22 protein-coding genes, 2 tRNA genes and 1 riboswitch are annotated in these 25,945 nt (G+C 71.6%); of the genes, 12 read left to right on the top strand and 12 right to left on the bottom strand.

Annotated features, from left to right (window positions below; genetic code table 11):
- Positions 1-72: 72 nt before the first annotated feature.
- The gene (locus tag SOM13_RS01455) at positions 73-1,092 is read left to right on the top strand and encodes an aldo/keto reductase (protein ID WP_320478704.1); all 1,020 of its coding nucleotides are present in this window, start codon (positions 73-75) and stop codon (positions 1,090-1,092) included.
- Between the two features lie 175 nt (positions 1,093-1,267).
- On the top strand, positions 1,268-1,570 hold the full coding sequence (locus SOM13_RS01450; protein ID WP_320478703.1) for a hypothetical protein: 303 nt from the start codon (positions 1,268-1,270) through the stop codon (positions 1,568-1,570).
- 93 nt (positions 1,571-1,663) lie between these two features.
- Here the strand turns inward: SOM13_RS01450 and SOM13_RS01445 are convergent.
- From SOM13_RS01445 to SOM13_RS01425, 5 genes are all read right to left on the bottom strand, one after another.
- Positions 1,664-1,739, bottom strand: a tRNA-Arg gene (locus tag SOM13_RS01445).
- A gap of 118 nt (positions 1,740-1,857) precedes the next feature.
- Positions 1,858-4,011: a glycosyltransferase family 39 protein gene (locus SOM13_RS01440; RefSeq protein ID WP_320478702.1), complete on the bottom strand. Its 2,154-nt coding sequence runs from the start codon at positions 4,009-4,011 to the stop codon at positions 1,858-1,860.
- Positions 4,008-5,342 carry a bifunctional glycosyltransferase family 2/GtrA family protein gene (locus SOM13_RS01435; RefSeq protein ID WP_192059920.1) on the bottom strand — a complete coding sequence of 445 codons (1,335 nt, stop codon included), beginning with the start codon at positions 5,340-5,342 and terminating at the stop codon, positions 4,008-4,010. The genes SOM13_RS01440 and SOM13_RS01435 overlap by 4 nt, the downstream gene beginning before the upstream one ends.
- 92 nt (positions 5,343-5,434) lie before the next feature.
- Positions 5,435-5,695, bottom strand: coding sequence for a thioredoxin domain-containing protein (locus SOM13_RS01430; protein WP_192059919.1), 261 nt, complete (start codon positions 5,693-5,695; stop codon positions 5,435-5,437).
- Between the two features lie 81 nt (positions 5,696-5,776).
- Positions 5,777-6,061 (bottom strand): oligoribonuclease, encoded by a 285-nt coding sequence (locus SOM13_RS01425; RefSeq protein WP_243214208.1) that lies wholly within the window; start codon positions 6,059-6,061, stop codon positions 5,777-5,779.
- 108 nt (positions 6,062-6,169) lie between these two features.
- Between SOM13_RS01425 and SOM13_RS01420 the strand changes: the two genes are divergently transcribed.
- The 6 genes from SOM13_RS01420 to SOM13_RS01395 all read left to right on the top strand — a co-directional run bounded on the left by SOM13_RS01420 (position 6,170) and on the right by SOM13_RS01395 (position 10,266).
- Entirely contained in the window at positions 6,170-6,607 is a 438-nt protein-coding gene (locus tag SOM13_RS01420; protein ID WP_192059916.1) for a MarR family winged helix-turn-helix transcriptional regulator, read from the top strand.
- The gene (locus SOM13_RS01415; RefSeq protein WP_320478701.1) at positions 6,604-7,869 is read left to right on the top strand and encodes an MFS transporter; all 1,266 of its coding nucleotides are present in this window, start codon (positions 6,604-6,606) and stop codon (positions 7,867-7,869) included. Before SOM13_RS01420 ends, SOM13_RS01415 begins: the two co-directional genes overlap by 4 nt.
- A 145-nt stretch (positions 7,870-8,014) precedes the next feature.
- Positions 8,015-8,635, top strand: a complete 621-nt coding sequence (gene orn / locus SOM13_RS01410) for an oligoribonuclease (RefSeq protein WP_192059912.1) — start codon at positions 8,015-8,017, stop codon at positions 8,633-8,635.
- 40 nt (positions 8,636-8,675) lie between these two features.
- Positions 8,676-8,748, top strand: a tRNA-His gene (locus tag SOM13_RS01405).
- A gap of 167 nt (positions 8,749-8,915) precedes the next feature.
- A complete protein-coding gene (locus SOM13_RS01400; protein WP_320477098.1) occupies positions 8,916-9,233 on the top strand; it encodes a metallopeptidase family protein in 318 nt (105 codons plus the stop codon).
- 178 nt (positions 9,234-9,411) lie between these two features.
- A complete protein-coding gene (locus SOM13_RS01395; RefSeq protein ID WP_320476956.1) occupies positions 9,412-10,266 on the top strand; it encodes a hypothetical protein in 855 nt (284 codons plus the stop codon).
- 70 nt (positions 10,267-10,336) lie between these two features.
- Here the strand turns inward: SOM13_RS01395 and SOM13_RS01390 are convergent, their stop codons facing one another.
- The 5 genes from SOM13_RS01390 to SOM13_RS01370 all read right to left on the bottom strand — a co-directional run bounded on the left by SOM13_RS01390 (position 10,337) and on the right by SOM13_RS01370 (position 15,549).
- Positions 10,337-11,920, bottom strand: a complete 1,584-nt coding sequence (locus SOM13_RS01390; protein WP_320478700.1) for a glycosyl hydrolase family 28-related protein — start codon at positions 11,918-11,920, stop codon at positions 10,337-10,339.
- Positions 11,921-12,042: 122 nt separating this feature from the next.
- Entirely contained in the window at positions 12,043-12,594 is a 552-nt protein-coding gene (locus SOM13_RS01385; RefSeq protein WP_320478699.1) for a zeta toxin family protein, read from the bottom strand.
- Positions 12,587-13,381, bottom strand: coding sequence for an energy-coupling factor transporter transmembrane component T family protein (locus SOM13_RS01380; protein WP_371740691.1), 795 nt, complete (start codon positions 13,379-13,381; stop codon positions 12,587-12,589). Before SOM13_RS01380 ends, SOM13_RS01385 begins: the two co-directional genes overlap by 8 nt.
- On the bottom strand, positions 13,378-14,898 hold the full coding sequence (locus SOM13_RS01375; protein ID WP_320478698.1) for an ABC transporter ATP-binding protein: 1,521 nt from the start codon (positions 14,896-14,898) through the stop codon (positions 13,378-13,380). Before SOM13_RS01375 ends, SOM13_RS01380 begins: the two co-directional genes overlap by 4 nt.
- Before the next feature lie 12 nt (positions 14,899-14,910).
- On the bottom strand, positions 14,911-15,549 hold the full coding sequence (locus tag SOM13_RS01370) for an ECF transporter S component (protein ID WP_320478697.1): 639 nt from the start codon (positions 15,547-15,549) through the stop codon (positions 14,911-14,913).
- Positions 15,541-15,651, bottom strand: a riboswitch (TPP riboswitch). It overlaps the preceding gene by 9 nt.
- A gap of 171 nt (positions 15,652-15,822) precedes the next feature.
- Between SOM13_RS01370 and SOM13_RS01365 the strand changes: the two genes are divergently transcribed.
- Positions 15,823-17,373, top strand: a complete 1,551-nt coding sequence (locus SOM13_RS01365; protein WP_320478696.1) for a S8 family serine peptidase — start codon at positions 15,823-15,825, stop codon at positions 17,371-17,373.
- Between the two features lie 52 nt (positions 17,374-17,425).
- Here SOM13_RS01365 and SOM13_RS01360 read toward each other — a convergent pair whose 3' ends face one another.
- Positions 17,426-18,385, bottom strand: a complete 960-nt coding sequence (locus SOM13_RS01360; RefSeq protein WP_320478695.1) for an NAD-dependent epimerase/dehydratase family protein — start codon at positions 18,383-18,385, stop codon at positions 17,426-17,428.
- A gap of 152 nt (positions 18,386-18,537) precedes the next feature.
- On the opposite strand from SOM13_RS01360, the gene glgX reads away from it, so the two are divergent.
- The 3 genes from glgX to treZ all read left to right on the top strand — a co-directional run bounded on the left by glgX (position 18,538) and on the right by treZ (position 25,031).
- Positions 18,538-20,736, top strand: a complete 2,199-nt coding sequence (gene glgX, locus SOM13_RS01355; RefSeq protein ID WP_320478694.1) for a glycogen debranching protein GlgX — start codon at positions 18,538-18,540, stop codon at positions 20,734-20,736.
- A complete protein-coding gene (gene treY, locus SOM13_RS01350) occupies positions 20,733-23,129 on the top strand; it encodes a malto-oligosyltrehalose synthase (protein WP_320478693.1) in 2,397 nt (798 codons plus the stop codon). The genes glgX and treY overlap by 4 nt, the downstream gene beginning before the upstream one ends.
- Positions 23,130-23,273: 144 nt before the next feature.
- The gene (gene treZ, locus SOM13_RS01345; protein WP_320478692.1) at positions 23,274-25,031 is read left to right on the top strand and encodes a malto-oligosyltrehalose trehalohydrolase; all 1,758 of its coding nucleotides are present in this window, start codon (positions 23,274-23,276) and stop codon (positions 25,029-25,031) included.
- Between the two features lie 72 nt (positions 25,032-25,103).
- Here treZ and SOM13_RS01340 read toward each other — a convergent pair whose 3' ends face one another.
- Complete coding sequence (locus SOM13_RS01340) at positions 25,104-25,910, bottom strand: polyprenol monophosphomannose synthase (protein WP_243215184.1); 807 nt, start codon at positions 25,908-25,910, stop codon at positions 25,104-25,106.
- Positions 25,911-25,945: the final 35 nt, after the last annotated feature.

Here is a 25,945-nt window from a genome sequence, read left to right as displayed (position 1 = left end):
TCGCCCGGAATGTACTCCCCCGCCCACCGAGAGGACCGGGGCGCCCGCACCGCCGCACCCTAGGGTGTTGCCATGAGATCACCCTTCACCCCCTACGTGGCCGACGACGCACGGTACTCGAAGCTCGACTACGTACGCACCGGCCGGAGCGGCCTCCGACTGCCGCGCATCTCGCTCGGTCTCTGGAACAACTTCGGCACCGATCGCGCGCTCGAGACCCAGCGCGACATCGTCCTCCGTGCGTTCGACCGCGGCGTCACCCATTTCGACCTCGCGAACAACTACGGGCCTCCCTACGGCTCGGCCGAAGAGCAGTTCGGTCGCATCGTCGCCGCGAACCTGCGCCCGTACCGCGACGAGCTCGTCGTCTCGTCGAAGGCCGGCTACGACATGTGGCCGGGTCCGTACGGCGACGGCGGATCGCGCAAGTACCTGCTGTCGTCGCTCGACGCGAGCCTCGGTCGCCTGGGTCTCGACTACGTCGACGTCTTCTACTCGCACCGGCCCGATCCCGAGACCCCGATCGAGGAGACGATGGGCGCCCTCGCCACGGCCGTCCGCCAGGGCAAGGCCCTCTACGCCGGCATCTCGAACTACTCGCCCGAGCAGACGGTCGCCGCGGCGGACGCGCTCGCCGCCGAGGGGGTGCCGCTGCTCATCCACCAGCCGCGCTACAACATGTTCGACCGCAAGCCCGAGAACGGCCTCTTCGACACCCTCCTCAAGCGGGGGGTCGGATCGATCGTCTTCTCGCCCCTCGCCGGCGGACTGCTCACCGGGCGCTACCTCTCGGGCGAGGCGCCCGCGGGCTCCCGCATGGCCGAGGGCCGCTGGTTCACCGAGGAGGCCCTCAGCGAGACCTACCTCGAGCGGGTCAGGGGCCTGAACGGCATCGCGGAGGCGCGGGGCCAGTCGCTCGCGCAGCTCGCCCTGACCTGGGTGCTGCGGCAGCCCGCGGTCACGAGCGCGCTCATCGGCGCGTCGTCCGTCGCGCAGCTCGACGACAGCCTCGACGCCCTGCACAGCGCGGCGCTCACGGACGACGAGCTGGCGGCGATCGAGCCGCTCGCGGTCGACGGCACGGGGCGCTGACCGGGCGGCGCGGGGCTGCGGCGGCCTGAGGGGCGGGGGCCGGGGCGTCCGTCGCCGTGGAGGCCGCGGTCCTGGTCGCGCCATCGGGGGCGGTCGGCTGCGGGAATGTCAGTGGTCGACCGTAGCGTCGGAGGTGTTCTCGACAGCATCGGCCGGATGACCTCAGGAGCACCTCATGACCACCACCGCCTTCCCCGCCCCGCACACCTCGCTCGCCTCGGCGAGCACGCACACGCACGACGAACCCCGATTCCAGCTCGACGAGACCCGAGGTGGTCTGCGACTCGTGCAGGTCCGTGACGATCTCGCACGGGTCACCCGCCCGGGCGGGGAGGTGCTCGGGTACGTCGAGCGGTTCGCCGACCCGCAGGGCGAGAAGTACCGGGCCAAGCGGTTCATCGCCCGTCAGCGACGGTTCGTCGAGATCGGCGAGTTCTGGAGTCGCGCCGACGCCACCGACTGCTTCCGCTTCGCCTGAGACGTCTGGCAGGGGTCATCGCCGCATGGTGGTGCCCCCGGCAGGAATCGAACCTGCGACCAAGAGATGAGAAGCACCGCGAGATCTGCGTCGTGGTGCCCCCGGCAGGAATCGAACCTGCGACCAAGAGATTAGAAGGCTCCTGCTCTATCCGCTGAGCTACGGGGGCGGACGATCAACGATACCGCGCCTCCTCGTCCGTCCCGGCTCCGTCGGGCACCGCGTGGTGAACCGGACACCGCGCCAGCGCGCGGTGTCCGGTTCGTGTCGGGCGGTGTGACGGCGGGTCAGCCGACGGGGTCGGTCAGGTCGTACAGCGTGACCCCGTCGACCTCGGTGGGTGTGAAGTTCGCCTCGACCCAGGCCGCGATGTCGCTCGACTCCGAGCTGCCGCCGTTCGACGCGCCGATCGACCCTCCGACGAAGTAATGGATCTCTCCGTCGGCGACGTACTGCTCGAACTCCTCGAGCGTCGGCGACGGGTCGCTGCCGTTGAACCCGCCGATCGCCATGACGGGATCACCCGTCGCCAACTGATACCCCGCGGCGCCGTTGGAGCCGACAGCAGCCGCCACCCAGGTGTAGTCGTCGGCGTCCGCCCCGACGACGGCGGCCAGTTCGTCGCTGACGGTGTCGGCGCCGAGCAGGGACCCCGCACCGCCGCCGCCCGCACCACCGTCTGCGGGTGCCGTCCCGGTGCCGGTGCCCGCGCCTCCTGCCGTCCCCGGCGAGGTCGCTCCGAAACCGCCCGTGGGCATCTGCGGCGGCGTACCACCCGCTGCGCCGCCGGGCCCGCCGGCACCACCACCGGTGCCGCCTCCGCCGAAACCACCCGCGCCACCGCCACCGCCGGCGCCGCCGCCGCCGAATCCGCCGATGCCTCCCGACACCGACGGTCCGGCCGTCACGATCGACCCCGTGTGCGCGGTCGCCACGGTCTCGACCGAGTAGGCGGCCGGAGCGAGGAGCGAGCCGGTGAGCAGCACCGCGAGGGTCGTCACCGTGAGCGTGCGCCCCCGGCGGGGCAGCAGGACGAGCACGGCTCCGACGAGGGCGAGGCCCACGACGACGAACCTGATCCAGGGCTGCCACGACTCGGATCTCGACAGCAGCACCCATGCCCAGGCCCCGGTCAGCAGGGCCGTCACGGCGAGGACGATCCGGACGACGAGGCGGTGCCGACGACGCCACAGCACGTCGGCCCCGGCTCCGAGGGTCACGGCGATCGCCGGCGCCAGGGCGACGGTGTAGTACGCGTGGAAGATGCCCGACATGAAGCTGAAGACGAGCGCGGTCAGCACCATCCAGCCGCCGAAGAGCAGCAGGGTCGCCCGCCGTGCGGAGGTCCGGTGCCGGAAGCCGAGCAGCACCAGCGCGACGAGTCCGACGATCAGCGCGGCGGGCAGCAGCCAGGTGATCTGACCGCCGAACTCGCCGGTGAAGAGTCTCGTGATGCCGGTCTCCCCCCACATGCCGGTCGCCCCGGTGGCCGCACCACCGCCTCCTCCCGTCACGCTGCCGGTCTCGTCACCGGTCAGCCGCCCGAGGCCGTTGTAGCCGAAGGTGAGCTCCAGGAAGGAGTCGTTCTGCGAACCGCCGACGTAGGGCCGCATGCTCTCGGGCACCAGCTCGACGACGGCGACCCACCATCCGGCCGACACGACCACCGCGGCGAGCGCCGCCAGCAGATGCAGCACCCGCTTGCGCAGGATGACGGGCGCCGCGATCAGATAGACGCCGGCCAGCACGGGGAGGATGACGAACGCCTGCAGCTGCTTCGTCAGGAACCCGAAGCCGATGGCGACGCCGGCCCACACCACCCAGCGGATGCGCCCCGACTCGACACCGCGGAGCGTCAGGTACGTCGCGAGGGTCAGCAGCAGCACGAGCAGCGCGTCGGGGTTGTTGAAGCGGAACATCAGCACGGCCACCGGCGTGAGCGCGAGCACACCGCCCGCCACGAAGGCGGCCGTCGCGGAGGAGTGCCGACGCACCGTGGCCCAGACGAGGCCGACGGTCGCCACACCCATCAGCACCTCGGGCAGCAGGATGCTGAACGACGACAACCCGAACAGGCGGACGGACAGCGCCATGAACCACAGGCTGGCCGGCGGCTTGTCGACGGTGATCGAGTTCGCCGCGTCGGACGATCCGTAGAAGAACGCCTCCCAGCTCTGCGAACCCGCCTGCACGGCGGCCGAGTAGAACGAGTTCGCCCACCCGTTCGCCGACAGGTTGATCAGATAGAACCCAGCGGTCGCGACGAGCAGGGCGATGAAGGCTGGGCGCTCCCACGCCGCCGCTCCCTCCCGGCCGCGGACGAAGCGTCGACCGAGAGAACGGAGGCGCGGGCCGGCAGCACGCGCAGCCTCCGGACGGTCGGCGAGAGGACGGTCGGCGAGAGGACGCTCGACCGGCATCGAGGTCGTGCCGGCGCTCATCGGCCGACCGCCGTGACGTCGTCGTCGCCCGTGACCGTGCCGGACAGCGCGGTCGGGTCGGGCGCCGTGCCCGGTGACTCTCGGGGCATCCGGTCGTCGGCCGGGCCCGGGGTGACGTGCGTCGCCTCCGACCGGAACACCCAGACCCGCAGCAGCACGAACCGCAGCACGGTCGCGACGAGGTTCGCCGCGGTCAGGACGACGAGCTCGGCGTGCGCGTCGGCCGACGGCGCCGCCGCATGCAGCACCACGAGCGACCCCGAGGTGAGCAGCCACGCGAGCATGAAGACGCCGAGCCCCTGCAGCTGATGGCGGGCGACGCCCCGCGCGCCTCGGACCCCGAACGTGAACCGCCGGTTGGCCGCCGTGTTCAGCACGGCTGTGACGAGAAGCGAGAGGAAGTTCGCCGACTGGGCGGGCATCACCTGCTGCGCCACGAGGTACAGCAGCGCGTAGGCCGCCGTCGAGGCCACGCCCACGGCGCCGAACCTCACCACCTGCGAGAAGAAGGCAGGAGGCGCGGAGGACTCGAACGGGCGCCTCCCGATCGCCTCGTACACGGCCTGGACGGGGATCGTGCCCCGCGCGATGCCCGCACCGACGCGCACCATGCCCTTGAGGTCGGCCGTCGCCGTCGCCACGATGTCGACCGAGCTGTCGGGATCGTCGACCCAGTCGACCGGCACCTCGTGGATCCGCAGGCCCGACCGCTCGGCCAGGATCAGCAGCTCCGTGTCGAAGAACCACCCGGTGTCCTCGACGAGCGGCAGCAGCTGCGCGGCGGCATCGCGCCGGATCGCCTTGAACCCGCACTGCGCGTCGCTGAAGCCGACCCCCATCGTGCGTCGCAGCAGGAAGTTGTAGCTGCGCGAGATGAACTCGCGCCTGCCGCCTCGCACGACGCGAGACGAGCGGCTGAGCCGGGTGCCGATGGCGAGGTCGGAGTGCCCCGACAGCAGCGGCGCCACGAGGGGGCCGAGGGCCGAGAGGTCGGTGGAGAGGTCTTCGTCGAGGTAGACGAGCACCTCGGCCGGCGACTCCGACCAGACCTGCTTGAGGGCCCGGCCCCGTCCCTTCTCGGCGAGATGGACGGCGGTGACGCCGGGCAGCCGGGCCACGAGCAGGTCGGCGAGCTCGGCCGTGCCGTCGGTGCTGGCGTTGTCGGCGATGGTCACTCGCCAGCGTTCGGCGACGTGTCGCGTCAGGTGGGCGTGCAGGTCGCCGATGCTGGTCTCGAGCGTGTCGGCCTCGTCGTGGACGGGCACGACGATGTCGAGCCGCAACGGACCGGCGGGGGCGGGCAGGGGTCTGAGGATGTCGTCGTCTGGCATGCGACCACGGTCGGCGACCCGGCTATCGGACCCCTTGCACGAGCCGATGGCTGCGCCGCGCGATCCCTATGAACCGCCTATGCCCGGGGCTCTCAGAGGGCCAGCGCGAGCGCCCCGAGCAGCTTGTCGAGCGTCGGCGCGCCCTCGGCCCGGAACACGACCTCGCCGTCGTCGCGGGTGACGACGATCGTCGGGGTGCTGCGCACGTCGCGCGCCTCGGCGTCGCCCGGTCGGTGGGCCACATCGGCCTCGTCGACCGAGAGCCCCGGCACCAGGGCGCGGGCCTCGGCGACGACGGCGCGAGCCGCGTGGCAGGGACCGCAGAAGGCGGACGTGTACAGCTCGAGCATCATGCCGGGCACAACGAGGAGGCGCGGGGGAATGTTCCCCCGCGCCTCCTGCGGTCCTGCTGTCGGTGGCCGGAGCCCCCGCTGTCAGTTGTCGCGGTCGTCGTTCCGGTCTTCGGGGTCGACCACCGGGTCGCTGTCCTTCACGTCGAGCGAGTAGTGCACCTGCAGCTGCTCGCCGACCATCTTCGCCTCGGTGGCGGTGTAGACGATGCCGGTCTCCATGCCGTCGACCAGCACGAAGTCGGTGATCTCGTCGTCGTAGCCGCCGTCGGTGCTGATGCGCGTGTCGGTGGCGCCGTCACTGGGGCCGCCCTCGAAGAAGACGACGTACTCGGATCCCTCGGCCACGGTGGGCTTGCTGTCTGTCATGCCACAGGTCTACCAGGAGGCGCGGAGTCGGTGCCCAGGTTGCCGCCGTCCGTCAGTCGCCCCTGTTTGATTAGCCAAGCTATATAGCTTGGCTATAGACTGCTCGGCATGACTTCACAGCCGACCGACATCCTGGAATCCCTCCTGACGTCGACCCATCGCCTGACGCGCATCGCCGCGCAGGAGACCGGCCGCACCACCTCCCCCGCCGTCTGGCGCACGCTGTCGATCCTCACGACCGACGGCAGCCTGCGGGTGGGCGACCTCGCCAAGGCGAGCCGCGTCAGCCAGCCCACCATGACGAAGCTCCTCCGCGGGCTCGTCGACGACGAGCTCGTCTACCGCATCGCCGACGTCGACGACTCGCGCGCCTGGCTGATCGCGATCAGCGACAAGGGCACCCGCGCCCTCGTCGACTGGCGGGCCCAGCTGGCCGACGCCCTCGGGGCGCTGTTCGCCGACCTCGACGAGGCCGAATGGGGCGTGCTCGACCACGCCGCGCAGCTGCTCGCCACCCGCGTGAGCACCGAGGCGGTGCCCGCATGAGCCGCGCCTCCTCGTCCGCCGTCACCGCGCCTCCGGCAGCGCCCTCGAAACCCAGCATCCTGCACCAGCCGACGGCGGTCTGGGCCATCGCGTTCGCCTGCGTCGTCGCGTTCATGGGCATCGGCCTCGTCGACCCGATCCTGCCCGCGATCGCCGAGTCGCTGCGCGCGACGCCGACTCAGACCGAGCTGCTCTTCACCAGCTACCTCGCGGTCACCGGGGTCGCGATGTTCTTCACCAGCTTCGTCTCGAGCCGACTCGGCGCGAAGAGGACCCTGCTGATCGGGCTGGCGCTGATCGTCGTGTTCGCCCTGCTCGCAGCCACGAGCGGCGACGTCGGGTCGATCATCGGGTTCCGTGCCGGCTGGGGGCTCGGCAACGCGCTCTTCATCTCGACGGCCCTCGCCACGATCGTGGGCGCCGCGAGCGGCGGCACGGCCTCGGCGATCATCCTGTACGAGGCGGCGCTCGGGCTCGGCATCGCGATCGGACCGCTGATCGGCGGCCTGCTGGGCTCGGTGAGCTGGCGCGGCCCGTTCTTCGGCGTGACGACCCTGATGGCCGTGGCGTTCATCGCGATCGTGCTGTTCCTGAAATCCGGCTCGATGGAGAAGCCGACGCCGACCCGGCTCTCGGCGCCCTTCCGCGCCCTGGCCCGTCCGGCGCTCGGCGCCCTCGCCGCGACCGCGCTGTTCTACAACATCGGCTTCTTCGTGCTGCTCGCCTACACGCCCTATCCGCTCGGCTTCGGGGCGCTCGGCATCGGCTTCACGTTCTTCGGCTGGGGCGTCGGGCTGGCCGTCACCTCGGTCTGGGTCGCGCCGATGCTCACGGCCCGGATGAAGCGCACCACCGTGCTGAAGATCGCCCTCCCCCTGCTGGCGCTCGACCTCGTCGCCGCGGCGATCGTCGTCGGCACCCCTGCGGCCCTGGTCGTCTGCGTCGTCGTCGGCGGGCTCGTGCTCGGCGTGCTCAACACGGTTCTGACCGAGTCGGTGATGGAGGCCACCGACCTGCCCCGCTCGGTCGCCTCGAGCGCCTACTCGGGCGTGAGGTTCCTCGGCGGAGCGGTGGCGCCTCCGGTCGCGACCCTCCTGGCCGACACGATCGCGCCGAGCGCGGCGTACGTGTTCGCCGCGGCGAGCGTCGCCGTCGCCCTCGTGGTGGTGATCGCGGCCCGCAAGGCGCTCCGTCGCGTCGACGACGGGCCCGAGCCGGCCGCCGTCGAGGCCGAGGCCATCGGGGCGGGCGACCTGACCTGAGGTGCCGACCCGCGCCTCCTCGGCTCCCCCGCCGTCGAGGAGTCGCGACACGCCGCTCGCTCTTCGAGGCGGGCGGCGTGTCGCGACTCGTGGACCGGCCCCGAGGAGGCGCGGTGCCCGACGACCACGCGGCTAGACTCCCCCCATGGCTTCAGCGAACGACCGTCTGGTCTGGATCGACTGCGAGATGACCGGTCTCGACCTCAGCGTCGACGAACTGGTCGAGGTCGCCGTCGTGATCACCGACTTCGACCTCACCCCCGTCCACCCCGGCTTCACGATCGTGATCAAGCCCGATCAGTCGGCGCTCGACAACATGGGCGACTTCGTCACCGAGATGCACACGTCGTCGGGTCTGATCGACGAGATCCCGAACGGCGTCAGCCTGGCCGAGGCCGAATTCGAGGTGCTCGAGTACATCCTCAAGCACGTGCCCACGAAGCAGCAGGCGCCGCTCGCCGGCAACACCATCGGCACCGACCGGGCGTTCCTCGCGAAGTACATGCCGCGCGTCGACGGTCACCTGCACTACCGCAGCATCGACGTGTCGTCGATCAAGGAGCTCGCCCGGCGCTGGTTCCCCCGCGTGTACTTCAACGCCCCGCAGAAGAACGGCGGCCACCGTGCGCTCGCCGACATCCTCGAGTCGATCCGCGAGCTCGAGTACTACCGTCGCGCCGGCTTCGTCTCGGAGCCCGGCCCGACCACCGAAGAGGTGCAGGCGATCTCGAAGACCGTCGTGGACGAATGGGCCTCCAGGCTGTAGTAGAGTCTTCTCGTTGCAACCGCTTCGGCGAGTGCACATGGTGGGTATAGCTCAGCTGGTAGAGCGCCTGGTTGTGGTCTAGGAGGCCGCGGGTTCAAGCCCCGTTACTCACCCTGATGAGACAAAGAAGCCCCGCCCTCGTGGCGGGGCTTCTTTGTGCGCCCAGGGGAAGACGGACGGGGCGTGCGAGAGTAGGCGCGTGGACGAACCGCACCGACTTGACGACGACGGGCCGTCGGGGATCGACCCGGCCGCGATCAGCGCCGAGCGCTTCGACGAGATGGTCGTCGATCAGCTCGATCTGCTGCCCGACGACATGGTCGACGGGCTCGACAACATCGTCTTCGTCACCGAAAACCGCCCCGAAGACGGCTCACTCGACCTGCTCGGCCTGTACGACGGCGTCGCTCTGACCGAACGGGGCCAGTACGGCTTCGGCGAGCTGCCCGACCGCATCATCCTCTACCGCGAACCGCACCTGGCCGCCGTGGACGACGAGGAGGCGCTGGCCGACGAGATCCACGTCACCCTCGTCCACGAGATCGCCCACTTCTACGGCATCGACGACGAGCAGCTGCACGAGCTCGGCTGGGCCTGACCGCGCGAGGGGGCCGACTGCGCCGGCAGCACGACCGCCGGCAGGGTCATCCGCTGCTCTTCGTCGTCGATCCGTTACCGAACGGTCGCTTTACGGCAGCGGGCACGCCATAGAGTCGAGGTGCGCTCGACATGGCCCCTGGTGGCCGTGCGACACACCGACCACCAGAGGGGGAACCATGAAGTCCAGCACCACCGTCCGCACCATCGCCGCCTTCGCCGTCGCGGTCGGACTCACCGCGACCATCGCCGTCCCGGCTCAGGCCAAGGGCGGGGCCACCGGGGGGTACGGGACCATCGTCGGCTTCTCGGACTTCCCCTCGAGCCCGGTACTCGCCGGTTCCGTCGTGTTCGGGCGTATGAACGACTCGCTCTTCGTCGGCGACTGGGATGGCGACGGCCGAGACAGTCTCGCCGCGCGTCGCGGCAACACCTACTACCTGCAGCCCGAGACGACGGCGGCCTACACGGACCGCGCAGTCTCTTACGGGAAGACCACCGACGAGACCTATGTGGGCGACTGGGACGGCGACGGCGTCGCGACACTCGCCGTGCGTCGCGGCAACACCTTCCACTTCACTAATCGCTGGGAGGGCGGCAAGGCCGACTTCTCGATCGCATTCGGCCGCTCGGGCGACCGGATCTTCGTCGGCGACTGGGACGGTGACGGCAGAGACTCCCTTGCCATCCTCCGTAACGGCCTTTTCCACATCACGAACGACCTCTCGACGGCGCGCACCGCTCGGGTCGTCGACGTGGAGGCTCGGTTCCCGACGGCGCTCATCACCGTCGGCGACTGGGACGGCGACGGTGAGGACACGCTCGGATTCCGGTTCCCCTACGCACCGCCCCGCCAGCAGGGACACTCGGATTGGGCGCTCTACAACGACCTGGAGATGACGCAGCCCGCCACGGGCACCGATCGGTACGGCCTGCAGTTCCGTTACGGCCCCGGCACGGGTGCCGCCTTCGCCGGCGACTGGGACGGCGACGGCAAGGACACCCTCGGCGGTCGTGGAGGCGGTTCGTTCTGATCCGATCGCTCGCACGAGCTCGGCGGGGCCTGACCGCCCGAGGCGGGGCCGGGCCGGTGGACGGCCGCCGTCAGCCCACCACCTGATAGCCGAACGCGACCTCTCCGCGCTGAGCAGCCGGCAGCGGCTCGACGACGCAGATCTCGATGTGGTCCTTCGTGACCGAGACGTAGGGTCGGCTCGCTGCGGCGGCGGCCGACTGCGCCGTCAGCACGACCGTCGGCGGGGTGGCGAACGGTGCGGCGAACCTCAGTCGCACCTGGGGCCCCGCCTTCGCGGCCGCCCCGGGCGTGTAGCGCACGGAACCCGCCGAGTCGCCGCCCGCCGCGACGATCGGCGCCGCACCGAGTGCGGCCGCCGGCAGCGGCTGAGCCGTCGGCGCGGTCGCGCGCCCCGCGAGCAGATGGCGGCCGACCTCGACGTCCGCCGCCGCCGTGACGCCGCCGGGCCAACCCCAGACGGGCAGCGCCCGAGCGGGTCGCTCGTCACGCACCGGCGACGCCCCCTTCGACAGCTGGATGCGCGTGGTCGGATCGATCATCACGTTCGCGCCGTAATCGGCCCCGACGGCGACGGCCGCCCCGGTGAAGCGTCCGAGCCGCGTGCCGATCAGGGCGAAGTCGTCGCCGTCCGTCAGGCGAACGAGGTGGTCGTTCGCCGTCGCCTTCGCCGGGTCGACGCCGAGCAGCGCCCCGCCCATCACGCGGATCCCCCCTTCGAGCACGACACCGCGCGGACGCTGCCGCCGATGCTCGATCAGGGGCCCGCCGCCGCCGTAGAGGAACGGGCTGACGAGCTCGACGTGACGGACGTTCCCCACCCGGATCACCGCCTCCGGAGCGGATCCGGTCTGCAGCGCCTCGATGTGCGGGGCGACCAGTCGCACGAACTCGACGAAGTGCTCGCCCGACGCTCCCCAGCCGAGGTCGAGCGCGGGCCCGGGGCTGCCTTCGATGGTCAGATCGACGCAGGTGAGCGTGTTCGAGTTCGTCAGGCTCATCTCGGCCGGCGGCGACCTGACCACCATCGCGGCGTCGGTCTCGGTGCCGCAGTTGTTGACGAAGACATCCGACCAGAACGCGTTGTTGACCCGCTGGGCGAGCAGAGCCGTGCCCGCCACGTTGGCGAGGTGCACCCGGTCGAAGCGCGACTCGAACCCGTTGTCGACCCGCAGCAGCGGCGCGTCCGATCCGTTGCCCTGCAGGGTCAGCCCCTCGAGGGTCGTGCCCGGGCCCGTCACCACGACCATCGGCGCGGTCGACGTGGGCAGGTGGCGCAGGTTGACCCCGCCGCTCGTCCCCGACCCGTACCGGCTGATGTCGGAGCCCAGCCCCTGGATCTTGACGAGCATCGGCACCGAGACGGAGTCGATCAGATACGCGCCGGCCGGCACCACGACGCGACCGCGCACCTTGGCGGCGAGATCGAGGGCCTGCTGGAACGCCACGGTGTCGTTCGTCCGCCCGTCGCCGCGCGCCCCGATCCGCTTCACGTCGACCGCGACATGCGGGTCGTCGACGTCGGTCGGGCCGGCTGCGACGGCGGGTGCCGCTCCCCCGCCGTCGAGGACGAGCGCCGCCGCCGCGGCGGTCGCGCCCGCGGCGAGGAACAGTCGTCGACTGCCGTATCGTCCACCGGAATCCGAAGTACTCACATGCCACCCACTCTCATGAGACCAGGGCATTCATGCACTGGCCTCCGAAAGGCTAACGCGTGTGAGCCGATCGCGCCAGGTCGACCGCTCCGGGCCGACCGCGCCCGCGCCTTCGCGTGCGCCTACGCGTCGACGACGATGTCGGCGAGCGTCCGAGGCGCATGCCTGGCCAGATGCCGCTCCTCCTGCTCGGCCCAGACGTCCCACCACGGCTCGTAGGCGGCTCCGTCGCGTGCGAGCGCCCGTCGTCGTCGCTCGTCGCGATCGAGCTCGAGCCAGACCCGCGTCGTCGCCAGAGCCGAGGAGGCGCGGGTCACCGACCCCGCACCCTCCACGATCACCGAGACGGCCGGGTCCAGGGCCGCCCACTCCCCCGGTCGGTCCAGCTGCCAGTCCCATCGCCGCCAGCCGCGGGGCGTCCCCCGCAGGATCGTCGTCGGCACGGCCTCCGACGCCGCCTCGAGTCCGTGCCAGCCCGGGTAGACGTCGTCGAGGTGGACGAGGCGGACGGGACCGAGGTGTGCGGGCCAGGCGTCGGACAGTCGGCGTGACAGCGTCGTCTTGCCCGAACCGGAGCGGCCGTCGATCAGGACGACGGCGGGCTGGTCGGCGACCCGCGCCTCCTCGGTGTGCTGCAGGATGCGATCGATCACGGCGTCGACGCGGTCAGGCAAGGACGAACGACCAGGTCGAGGCGGCGACGGCGGCCGTCACGGCGATCGCGGCCACGGCGACGCCGAGACCGACGAGCACGACGTCGCGCCCGGCGAACACCGACGGGCGGGCCCAGGTGCGGGGCTCGTCCGAGCCGAAGCCCTTGGCCTCCATCGCGGTCGCGAGCTTGCTCCCGCGGCGGACCGACAGCACGAGCAGGGCGAAGGCCTGCTGACCGAACCGCCGGAGGGCCCCGATCGGACCGCCCGAGTCGGCGACACCGCGCGCCCGACGGGCCAGAGCCAGCTGACGCCAGTCGTCCATGAACAGCCCCACGAGACGGAGACCGGCGAGCGCGCCCAGCACGAACCGGGCCGGGAGGCGGAGCACCTGGCCGAGACCGTCGGCCAGGTCGGTGGGGTCGGTGGTCGCGAGGAGGACGATGCCCGGGATGCCGACGGCGAGGATGCGGAGGCCGATCGCGGCCGCCAGGGAGAGCGACCCCTCGGTGACCGACACCACCCACCAGTCGATCAGGACGGCGCCTCCGTCACGACCGTAGACCGCGGTCACCAGCACCGAGGAGGGGGCGGCGATCCAGAGCGGGAAGGTGCGGACGGCGAGCTGCCGGGCCGTCAGCCCCGCCCAGGGCAGGAGCATCAGCTCGAGGGCGAGCGCCGTCCCCGCCGAGACCCAGTCGATCGAGAGCAGCAGCACGACCGCGATGACGAGGGCGGCCAGCAGCTTCGCGACCGGGTTGACGCGGCCCACGACGCCGGTGGTCTCGATGGTGGTCAGGATGCTCACGACGCCCCCCCACCGGACGCCGCGGGGCCGATCGACGCGGGGCCCGTCGCCGCCGAGCCGGCCGGCAGGTCGAGGACGTCGTCGGCCAAGGCCGCCACGAGATCGGCGTCGTGCGTCACCGTGACGACCGCCCGGCCGTCGTCGAGAAGCTCGGCGAGGAACGCCACGAGCTCGCGCCAGGTGCGGGCGTCCTGACCGAAGGTGGGCTCGTCGAGCACGAGCACCGACGGCCGCGAGGCCAGGATCGTCGCGACGGACAGTCGGCGCTTCTCCCCGCCGGAGAGAGTGAACGGGTTCGCCGCGGCGAGGTGGTCGAGGCGCAGACGCTCGAGCAGCGCGTCGACCCGGCGGTCGATCTCGGCGGCGGGGACGCCCAGCGCCCGCGGCCCCACGGCCAGTTCGCGCCGCAGCGTCGTCGAGAGGAACTGGTGCTCCGGATCCTGGAAGACCGTGCCGATGCGGGTCAGCAGCTGGCGCGGTCGCCATCGCACGGGCGACGGCCCGGCGTCGCCCGCCAGCGCCGGCGACGCGACGAGCCGACCGGCCACCGGCGGCAGCAGACCCGCCACGGTGAGGGCGAGCGTCGACTTGCCGGCGCCGTTCGGCCCCGTCACGGCCAGCGCTCGGCCGGCGACGACCGACAGACCGACGTCGGAGGCCACCGCCGCACCGCGCGGGCCGCGCCGACCGACGGCGAGTCCGTGCGCCTCGAGCAGCGTGTCACCGGTCGCCCGTCTCCGCGGGGGCGTCGCGACGTCGACCCCGGGCACCCAGACGCCCGCGCCGGTCAGCGTGTCGCGCTGCGCCCGGAGGACCTCGTCGGGTCTGCCGTCGGCGAGCACTCCCCCGTCGGCGGCGAGCACGACGACGCGATCGACGACGGGCAGCCACACCGAGACGCGGTGCTCGACCACGACCAGCGTGGCCCCCGTCGCCTCGGCGACCCGGGCGACGGCGTCGCGCACCTCGACGACGCCGACCGGGTCGAGGTTCGCGGTGGGCTCGTCGAGGAGGAGCAGCCCGGGTCGCATCGCCAACGCGCCGGCGAGCGCCAGACGCTGCTTCTGACCGCCGCTGAGCTCGGAGGTCGAGGCGGCGAACGGCAGGTCGAGCCCGACGGCATCGAGCGACTCGTGCACCCGGCGCCAGATCTCGTCGCGCGGCACCGCGAGGTTCTCGCAGCCGAAGGCCACGTCGTCGCCCACGCGGGCGAGCACCACCTGCGAGTCCGGGTCCTGCAGCACGAGTCCGACGCGCCCGCGCTGCGAGGCGGGCGGCCGCCCGTCGACGAGCAGCTCGCCCTCGGCGTCGCCGTCCTCGTCGCCGCCCAGCACGCCGGCCAGACCGGCGAGCAGCGTCGACTTGCCGGCACCCGAGGCTCCGAGCAGCAGCACCTTCTCACCGGGCTCGATGTCGAGGTCGAGGCCCGAGACCGCGCGGGCGCGCCGCCCCGCGTGCCGCCAGCCCCACCCGCGGGCCGTCACGCGGGCCCCGCCCGGTGCGGGCACCGACGCCACGCCCGCGCCCCGCTAGACCAGGGTCTCGGTCGTCCGACCGGAGGCGAAGCGGTTCAGGGCGCCGCTGCGGGCGAGCCCTCGAGCGGCGAGCCACGAGAGGAACCCGGCGATGACGAGACCCGACACGATCGACGAGGCGACGTAGACGAACTGCCGTACGGGTGCGAGCGCCGCGGCGGTCGACGAGAACGTGATGTCCATCAGACCGACGGCGAGACCGGCGACCGTGCCGGCGAGCAGCACCACCCCGAGGCGCCACGACTTGTAGAGGAACAGCGCGAGCACGATCTCGGCGGCGAGCCCCTGGACGATGCCCCAGATCAGCACCGAGAACCCCCACTGCGTGCCGATCAGCATCGACACGACCGCGGCGACCACCTCGGTGTAGACGGCGGCGCCGGGCTTGCGGATGATGATGCCGCCGAGCACCCCGGCGAACAGCCACATCCCGTTGAAGATGCCCTGGAACCCGCCCGAGAAGCTCAGCAGCACGTCGGTGCCGTAGTAGGCGACGCCCCAGGCCCAGAAGACGACTCCCGAGGCGACGCCGATGACGCTGGCGACGACGATGTCGACGACGCGCCAGCGCCGCGCCGGGGTCTTCGTCGCGGTGGCGGCCTCGCGACCGGTGGTGGACGTGCGGACAGACATGTGATCTCCTCCCTGCGCCGGCATGATCCGGATCAGGTTCGACGGTCGAAGCGTGGTTCGCTTCCTCTCAGCCCGGCTCACCGGACTCCCGTGTGTTGTGCGATGAGCATAGCGCGGGCGGACGTACCCGGGTGCGCCGCGCCTCCTCGGCGACCGTGCCCCGGATGGGGGACAACGCCGGTCCCGCGAAGTGCCCGCTGCGCGACGCCGCCGGGAACCTTAGATTTCCCTATCAAAGGTGCGCCGACCCACCGGCGCCCGACGAGGAGTCCGATGTCCTTCCCGAAGAACCCCCGCAGCGCACGCCGTCGCGTGCTCGCCACCTGTCTCACCGCCTCCCTCGCCCTCGGTCTGACCGCCGTCGGCTCCGGGGTCGCGTTCGCCGCGCCTCCTGCGTCCGCGCCGGTCGGCAAGCCGGTCACGCCGACGCTCCCGGTCGTCGTCGGGCCGCTGATGAACTACACCGTCAACGTCGAGAAGGCGAACCGCGGTCAGGTCGACAAGATCGAGAGGGCCGTCGGAACGGCCGGAGGCGCGGTGATCGCCGCGTACGACGAGATCGGCGTGATCGTGGCGCAGTCCGACAACACGAACTTCGCCGCGTCCCTGCGGGCCACGCGCGGCGTCGACTCGGTCGGGGCGACCCGCACGGCACCGGTCACGGCCACCGACCCGACCTTCGGCGTGGGCGTCACGCCCCCCGGCACCGGCCACGGACCGGGGCACGGCAAGCCGGGCAAGCCCGGGAAGCCCGGTCGCGCCGACGCCGCCTCGCCCGAGCGGCGACTCGAAGCGCAGACCACCGTCGTCGCCGACCCGCTCGAGGCCCAGCAGTGGGACAACAAGGCGATCAAGGCCGACCAGGCGCACCAGATCACCGACGGCAGCCGGAAGGTGCTCGTCGCCGTGCTCGACTCGGGCATCGAGGGAGACCACCCCGACCTGCAGCCGAACATCGACACCCGCGCCTCGGCCGGCTGCCTCGCCGGCACGCCCGACCGGTCGTACGACGCCTGGCAGCCCACGACGAGCGATCACGGCACGCACGTGGCCGGCACCATCGCCGCCGCGCGCAACGGCGTCGGCATCGTCGGCGTCGCCCCCGGTGTGCGCATCTCGGCCGTCAAGGTCGTCAGCGACGACGGGTTCATCTACCCCGAGGCGGCGATCTGCGGCTTCATGTACGCCGCCTCGACCGGCGCGTCGATCACCAACAACAGCTACTACGTCGACCCGTGGCAGTTCTGGTGCGACTCCGACGTCGACCAGCTCGCCGTCAAGACGAGCGTCGACCGGGCCGTGCAGTACACGCAGGACAAGAAGGGCGTCGTGAACGTCGCCGCCGCCGGCAACTCGTCGATCGACCTCGCGAACAAGACCGTCGACGACGCCAGCCCGAACGACACGACCCCCGTCGTGCGGCAGATCGACGCCGGCTGCGAAGACATCCCGACCGAGCTCGACGGCGTCGTGACCGTGTCGTCGACCACCTCGGCGGGCGCGAAGTCGAGCTTCTCGAACTACGGTAAGGGCGTCATCGACGTCGCCGCCCCGGGTTCGGCGATCCTCTCGACCGTGCTCGACGGCGGCTACGGCACGAAGTCCGGCACCTCGATGGCCTCGCCGCACGTCGCCGGCGTGCTCGCCCTGCTGAAGTCCACGCACCCGAAGGCCCAAGGCGCCGAGCTGACGCGCCTGCTCGAGAAGCAGGCCACCGACACGGCCTGCCCCGCCGGCGTCGCGGCCTGCACCGGCACGGTCGCCGACAACGGCTACTTCGGCGAGGGCGTCGTCGACGCCCTCGCGGCGGTCACCAGACGCTGACACCCCGCCCGTTCGCGCCCGCACCTCGACAGGGGTGCGGGCGCGACCGCGTTCAGCGCAGCGTGAGCCGCCCGTCGGCCGCCAGCCACTCGAGCCCCTCGACGACGGCCTCGACGGTCGTGTACCGCGGCGCGTAGCCGAGCAGCCGACGCGCCTTCTCGATGCTCATCGAGTGGCTGCGCCACGCGTGCTGCCACGAGGCGTCGCCCGCCTCGTCCGAGACCAGCGTGCGGAACTCGTCGAACGGGACGAACCGGAGCCGCGCCTCTTGCCCGTACTCGCGCGCGACGGCCTCGGCGAGGCCGCGGAGCGAGACGGCGCGCTCCGACACGACGTGGAACGCCTCGCCGGCCGCCTGGCCGAACCGGTCGACCGCGAGCTGGAAGGCCTGTGCGACGTCGTCGGCGTGCACGTGGTGCACGGTCGCGGACCCCTGGTCGGGCAGCACGACCTCGCGGCCCGCGGCGAGCGCCTCCCACACGCCGAGGTCGAGGTTGCCCTGCGGGTTGATCATGGGCCAGCCCGGTCCCGTGATGTGGCCCGGGTGCAGCACCGTCGACTGCACGCCGCCGGGTCGCCGCGACTCGCGCAGCAGCAGCTCCTCGATGGCGGCCTTCTGCGTGCCGTACTCGCCGGACGGCGTCCGACGCGCCTCCTCGGTGATGGGCACCTCGACCGCCGGGCCGTGCACCCAGATCGTTCCGCAGCTGACCAGTGCGGTGCCCGTCCCGCGCAGCGCGTCGAGCAGATGCGTGGCGCTGTCGACGGTGAAGCAGATCATGTCGACGACGACGTCGGCCTCGAGCGCAGCCACCTGCGCACCGAACGTGCCGTCGGCCTCGGCGGCGTCGCGGTCGAGCGCGACCCGTTCGACGGAGGCCCAGGCGGCGTGCGCGCGGTACGGCTCGGACGTGCCACGACTGACCGCGACCACCTCGTGACCGGTCGCCACCAGCCGGGGGACGAGGTAGCCGCCGACGTGGCCGGTGGCGCCGAGCACGACGATCTTCACGAGCGCCCTCCCGTCGGGGCGATGGCCGAGGAGGCGCGGGTCGGGCGGGTGGGAACGACGATGTTCGACATGGTCGCCACCGTACGCGTCGCACGGCGCCGGACGCCCTCCCCGTTCGCCCGTAGGCTGAGCGAGTCCCAATCGGAGGTTCGATGCATACCTGGCCCGGCAATCCCTACCCACTCGGCGCGACCTACGACGGCAGCGGAACCAATTTCGCGATCTTCAGCGAGGCCGCCACGCGTGTGGTCCTCTGTCTGTTCGACGACGCCGGGGTCGAGACGCAGGTCGATCTGCGAGAGGTCGACGCGTACGTCTGGCACGGGTATCTCCCCACGGTGCAGCCCGGCCAGCGCTACGGCTACCGCGTGCACGGCGAGTACGACCCCGCCTCGGGCTCTCGCGCGAACCCGAACAAGCTGCTGCTCGACCCGTACGCCAAGGCGACCTGCGGCGAGATCGACTGGGACGAAGCGCTCTTCGCGTACGACTTCGGCGACCCCGACTCGCGCAACGACAAGGACTCGGGCCCGCACATGATGCTCGGCGTCGTGATCAACCCGTTCTTCGACTGGCAGGGCGACCGCGCCCCGCGGTACAGCTACGACGAGACGGTGATCTACGAGGCTCACGTCAAGGGGCTCACCCAGACCCACCCCGACATCCCGGAGGACGAGCGGGGCACCTACGCCGGCGTCGCGCACCCGGCGATCATCGACCACCTCAAGAAGCTCGGCATCACGACGCTCGAGCTGATGCCCGTGCACCAGTTCGTGCAAGACAACACGCTGCTCGAGAAGGGCCTCAGCAACTACTGGGGCTACAACACCATCGGCTTCTTCGCCCCGCACGCCGCGTACTCGGCCACGGGCGACATCGGTCAGCAGGTGCAGGAGTTCAAGACCATGGTGCGGGTGCTGCACCAGGCCGGCATCGAGGTCATCATCGACGTCGTGTACAACCACACGGCCGAGGGCAACCACCTCGGGCCGACCCTGTCGTTCAAGGGCATCGACAACGCCGCGTACTACCGGCTGATGGACGACGACAAGACCTACTACATGGACTACACGGGCACCGGCAACAGCCTGAACGTCCGTCACCCGCACTCGCTGCAGCTGATCATGGACAGCCTGCGGTACTGGGTCACCGAGATGCACGTCGACGGCTTCCGCTTCGACCTCGCCGCGTCGCTGGCCCGCGAGTTCTACGAGGTCGACCGGCTGTCGACCTTCTTCGAGCTCGTGCAGCAGGATCCCATCGTGTCGCAGGTGAAGCTGATCGCCGAGCCGTGGGACGTCGGCCCCGGCGGGTACCAGGTGGGCAACTTCCCGCCCCAGTGGACGGAGTGGAACGGCAAGTACCGCGATACCGTCCGCGACTTCTGGCGCGGCGAGCCCTCGACCCTCGGCGAGTTCGCCAGCCGGATCACCGGCTCGGCCGACCTGTACGAGCGCGACGGCCGCCGCCCGGTGGCGAGCATCAACTTCGTCACCGCCCACGACGGCTTCACGATGCGCGACCTGGTCAGCTACAACGACAAGCAGAACGACGCCAACGGCGAAGACGGCAACGACGGCGAGAGCCACAACCGCTCCTGGAACTCGGGCATCGAGGGCGAGACGGACGACGGCGCCGTCCGCGCGCTCCGCGAGCAGCGCCAGCGCAGCTTCCTGGCCACCCTGCTGCTCAGCCAGGGCGTCCCGATGCTGCTGCACGGCGACGAGCTCGGTCGCACGCAGAAGGGCAACAACAACACCTACGCGCAGGACAACGAGCTCAGCTGGATCGACTGGGACAGCGCCGACCGCGATCTGATCGAGTTCGTCGCCGAGGTCATCAAGCTGCGGCACGACCACCCGACGTTCCGTCGCCAGCGCTACTTCAACGGCCGACCGGTCACCCGCGGCGAGGGCGAGCCCCTGCCCGACATCGTCTGGCTGACCACCGAGGGCGACGCCATGCAGGAGGGCGAGTGGAACGAGTCGTACGCGAAGGCGATCGGCATGTTCCTGAACGGCGACGGCATCCGCGGGCGTGACGCCCGCGGCGGTCGCATCACCGACGTCAACTTCGTCCTCTACTTCAACGCCAGCGCCGACACGGTCACCTTCGTGCTGCCGCCCGACGAGTACGCCGAGGGCTGGGAGGTCGTCGTCGACAGCACCGTCGACGTGCCGCCGCCGCCGGCGAACGCCGCACCCCGCACGCCGACGGCCACCCGCGCCGCCACCACCGCCCAGCCCCCCTCGACACCGCAGACGCCCACCGCTCTGCGAGCCGGCGACCGACTCCCCGTGGTGGGTCGCTCGCTCGTCGTCCTCCGAGCCACGGCCGAGGAAGACCAGTGACCCGAAACGACTCGACCCGACACCCGCGTTCGACGTACCGCCTGCAGATCCGCGCCTCCTTCGATCTGTTCGCGGCAGCCGACGTCGTCCCCTACCTCCGCGACCTCGGGGCCGACTGGGTCTACCTGTCGCCCGTGCTCGAGGCCGAGCCGGGCAGCGACCACGGCTACGACGTCGTCGACCACAGCCGGGTCGACCCCGCGCGAGGCGGCGAGGTGGGTCTGCACACGCTCTCCGACCGTGCGCACGTGCACGGCCTCGGCGTGCTCGTCGACATCGTCCCGAACCACGTCGGCGTCGCGACGCCGAAGTCCAGCGTCTGGTGGTGGGACCTCCTCACCCACGGCCGCGAGTCCCGCTACGCCGACGCGTTCGACGTCGACTGGGCGGCCGGCGGCGACAAGGTGCTGCTGCCGGTGCTCGGCGAGCCCGCGGCGGCCGACGGGTCCATCGAGGGCCTCGCCGTCGAAGGCGACGAGCTGCACTACTACGACAACGTGTACCCGATCGCCCCGGGCACGCGAGGCGTCGGCGACGACGCTGCGGCCGTCCACGCACGGCAGAACTACGAGCTCGTGCACTGGAAGCGCGCCGACTCCGACCTCAACTACCGCCGCTTCTTCGCGGTGAACACCCTCGCCGGCATCCGGGTCGAAGAGGGGCGCGTCTTCGACGAGTCCCACGTCGAGATCGGGCGGTGGTTCCGTGACGGGCTCGTCGACGGCCTCCGGGTCGACCACCCCGACGGCCTGGCCGACCCCAAGGGCTACCTCGACCGTCTGGCCGCCCTCACGGGTCGTGCCCACGTGCTCGTCGAGAAGATCCTCGAAGGCGACGAGCGCCTCCCCGAAGACTGGGCCACCGCGGGCACCACCGGGTACGACACCCTCGCCGACCTCGACCGGCTGTTCGTCGACCCGAGCGGCGCCGCGGCGCTCGACGGGCTCGACTCGCGCCTCCGCCGTGCGACCGGCGTCGACGCCGACGAGCGCGCGGCCGGTGCCGACGAGTCGACCGGCGACGAGACGGTCGACTGGCACGAGATGATCCTCGGCACCAAGCGCGGCATCGCCGACGGCATCCTCGGCAGCGAGATCAACCGCCTCGCGCGACTGATCGCGGGCGGCGGCGCCGTCGACCCCGAGGTCGTCGACGCCCTGGCCGAGCTGGCCGCGGCGTTCCCCGTCTACCGCAGCTACCTCCCGCAGGGCTCCGAGCAGCTGACCGAGGCCGCGTCCGTCGCGACGCGTCACCGCCCCGAGCTCGCCGATGCCGTCGAGCGGGTCGTCGCCGTGCTGCGCGACGAGACGCACCCCGCGTCGGTGCGGTTCCAGCAGACCAGCGGCATGGTGATGGCGAAGGGCGTCGAAGACACCGCGTTCTACCGCTACAGCCGCCTCGCGACGCTGACCGAGGTGGGCGCCGACCCCAGCGAGTTCTCGGTGACTCCGGCGCAGTTCCACGCCCGCCAGCAGGGCCGCCTCGCCGAGCGCCCCTTCGGCATGACGACCCTGTCGACGCACGACACGAAGCGGAGCGCCGACGTGCGGGCGCGTATCTCGGTGCTCTCCGAGGTCGCGCACGAGTGGGCCGCCACCCTCCAGCGCCTCCGCGACCTCGCGCCGATGGGCGACGGGCCGTTCGAGAACATCCTCTGGCAGACGGTCGTCGGTTCGTGGCCCGCGTCGCGCGAGCGCCTGCACGCCTACGCCGAGAAGGCCTCCCGCGAGGCCGGTTCGTCGACCACCTGGACCGACCGCACCGACGAGGCCGAGGCCTTCGAAGAGCGCATGCACTCGGCCGTCGACGCCGTCTTCGACGACGAGGAGGTGCGGCACGAGGTCGAGCGCATCGTCGACGTCCTCCGCGGCCCCGGGTACAGCAACTCGCTCGGCGTCACGCTGATGCAGCTGATCGGTCCGGGCAGCCCCGACGTCTATCAGGGCGGCGAGCTGTGGGACTTCTCGCTCGTCGACCCCGACAACCGTCGCCCGGTCGACTTCGATCTGCGTCGTCTCTACCTCGAGGCGATCCGCTCGGGCGCGACTCCCCCGGTCGACGACACGGGCGCGGCGAAGCTGCTCGTCACGCATCGCGCCCTGACGCTGCGTCGCGACCGCCCCGACCTGTTCACCCGCTACGCCGCGCTGCCGGTGTTCGGCGAGCAGGCCGTCTCGGCCGTCGCCGTCGATCGCGGGGGCGCGATCGCCATCGCCACGCGCCTCCCCGTCTCCCTCGAGCAGGCCGGCGGCTGGGACGACACCGAGGTCCTGACCGCAGGAGGCGCGTATCGCGACGTCCTCACGGGTCGCCGTCACGAGGGCGGTCGCCTGCGACTGGCCGAGGTGCTCGACATGTACCCCGTCGCCCTGCTGATCCCCGCAGAGGACTGACCCGCCCGTCCGCGCCGCTCCGCGCCCGACTACCGTCTCCCCTGGTCGAGGAGTCACGACATGCCGCTCACCTCCCGAGGTGGGCGGCATGTCGCGACTCACCGACCGCACCGACCCGACACCGACACCGACCCGAGGAGACCGATGAGCGTCTACGACGTCTGGGCCCCGAAAGCGACCACCGTGCAGCTGCACCTCGACGGGGAGCTGCTGCCGCTGACGCACGAGCCCGAGACCGGCTGGTGGCGCGCCTCCCCCGATCTCGACCGTGCGCCCGGTCACCGCTACGGGTTCGTGCTCGACGGGGGCGACACCCCCCTGCCCGACCCGCGCTCGCGCCGTCAGCCCGACGGCGTGCACGGTCTCAGCGAGACCTACGACCCCGGCGCCTTCGCCTGGACCGACGCCGCGTGGACCGGCCGTCAGCTGGCCGGCTCCGTGGTCTATGAGCTGCACATCGGCACCTTCACCCCCGAGGGCACCCTCGATTCGGCCATCGGAAAGCTGCCGTACCTCGTGGACCTCGGCGTCGACCTCGTCGAGCTGCTGCCGGTCAACGGGGTCAACGGCCGCTGGAACTGGGGCTACGACGGCGTCGACTGGTTCACGGTCACCGACAACTACGGCGGGCCCGAGGCGTACCAGCGCTTCGTCGACGCCGCGCACGCCGCCGGCCTCGGCGTCATCCAGGACGTCGTGTACAACCACCTCGGCCCCTCGGGCAACTACCTGCCGCTCTTCGGCCCGTACCTGTCGAGCAAGCACGCCAACACCTGGGGCGACAACGTCAACCTCGACGACGACGGTGCGCACGAGGTGCGCGAGTTCATCCTCGACAACACGGCGATGTGGCTGGGCGACTACCACGTCGACGGTCTGCGACTCGACGCCGTGCACGCCCTGAAGGACGACAGCGAGGTGCACCTGCTGCAGGAGCTGGCCGAGCGGACGGCCGCCCTGAGCGCGCACCTGCGTCGCCCGCTGTCGCTGATCGCCGAGAGCGACCTCAACGACCCGACCCTGATCACCCCCCGCGACGGCGGCGGCTTCGGCCCCGAGCAACGGCAGGGCTACGGCCTCGACGCGCAGTGGAGCGACGACTTCCACCACGCCGTCCACGTCGCGCTGACCGGCGAGACCACCGGCTACTACGCCGACTTCGAGCCGCTCGGCGCGCTCGCGAAGGTGCTGACGAAGGGGTTCTTCCACGACGGCACCTGGTCGTCGTTCCGCGAGGCGACGCACGGACAGCCGGTCGACACCGACCACATGCCGACCTGGCGCCTCGTCGTCGCGAACCAGAACCACGACCAGATCGGCAACCGGGCGATCGGCGACCGTCTCGCCGCCACCCTCGACGACGGTCAGCTCGTCATCGCGGCGACCCTGACCCTCGCGGGCCCGTACACGCCGATGCTCTTCATGGGCGAGGAATGGGCGGCGTCCACCCCGTGGCAGTTCTTCACCTCGCACCCCGAGCACGATCTCGGCGAGGCGACGGCGAAGGGCCGCATCGCCGAGTTCGCGAAGATGGGCTGGGACGAATCGTCCGTGCCCGATCCGCAGGAGCCGTCGACGTTCGAGAACAGCAAGCTCGACTGGTCCGAGCTCGAGTCGGGTCGCCACGCCGTGCTGCTCGACGCCTACCGTCGTCTCGGCGCCCTGCGGCGCAGCGAGCCCGACCTGACCGACCCGCGCTTCGACTCCGTCTCGGTCGACTACGACGCCGACGCCCGCTGGCTCGTGCTCACGCGCGGCGAGCTCCGCATCGCGATCAACTTCGCCGCAGAGGAGGCGCGGGTCGCGGTGCCGAGCAGCACCGTCCTCTTCGCCAGCGACGCGTCGATCGAGCCCGGGTCCAGTCTGCTGCTGCCGGCGCACTCGGTGGCGATCGTCCGCTGACGCCGGAGCCGTCGATGACGCGCGCCCGGGCCCGACGGGCCCGGGCGCGCGTGCGCCGTCCGCCGTCGGTCGCTAGCGCGTCGACACGCCGCCGCTCGAGGGTCCGACGCGGTGCGACGTCGCACGGACGCTCGGCAGGCGGCGGTGCCGCACGATCAGCTCGACGAGCGCGAGGGACCGGCGACGGAGACCCCACAGGGTCACCTTGGTCAGGGACTCCCTGACGATCGAGCCGCTCATCTTCGAGGCGCCGTGGACGCGTTCGGTGAAGGTGATCGGCGTCTCGACGACCCGGAGACCGGCCTGCAGGGCACGCCAGAGCAGGTCGACCTGGAAGCAGTAGCCGCGCGACTCCACCTCGTCGAGGTCGATGCGGCGCAGAGCCGACGAGCGGAACACCCGGAACCCTCCGGTCGTATCGGCGACGCGGATGCCGAGGGCGCCCCGGGTGTACCAGCTGCCGCCGCGGCTGAGCAGCTCGCGGCGCATCGGCCAGTTCTCGACGCGGCCGCCGGGCACCCAGCGCGAGCCGAGCACGAGGTCGTTGTCGCGCAGCAGCTCGAGCATGCCGGGGAGGTGCTCGGGGTGATGCGAGCCGTCGGCGTCCATCTCGACGAGGGCGTCGTAGCCGCGTTCGAGACCCCAGGCGAAGCCGGCGAGGTAGGCGGCGCCGAGGCCGGCCTTCTCGGTGCGGTGCAGCACATGCACACGGGAGTCGCGGGCGGCGTAGGCGTCTGCCAGCTCACCGGTGCCGTCGGGCGAGCCGTCGTCGACGACCAGGACGTCCACCGCGGCGCCGGAGTCGAGCGTGCGGCCGACGATCCAGTCGAGGTTGTCCTTCTCGTCGTAGGTGGGGATGATCACGAGCGCGTCGTTCATGGTGGGGTCTACTCCCGTTCGGGTCGGGTCGGGTC

Origin of the sequence: Frigoribacterium sp. CFBP9030 (assembly GCF_034045195.1) — a bacterium.
GTDB lineage: Bacteria > Actinomycetota > Actinomycetes > Actinomycetales > Microbacteriaceae > Frigoribacterium.
This window is presented reverse-complemented; position numbering and strand designations above follow the sequence as displayed.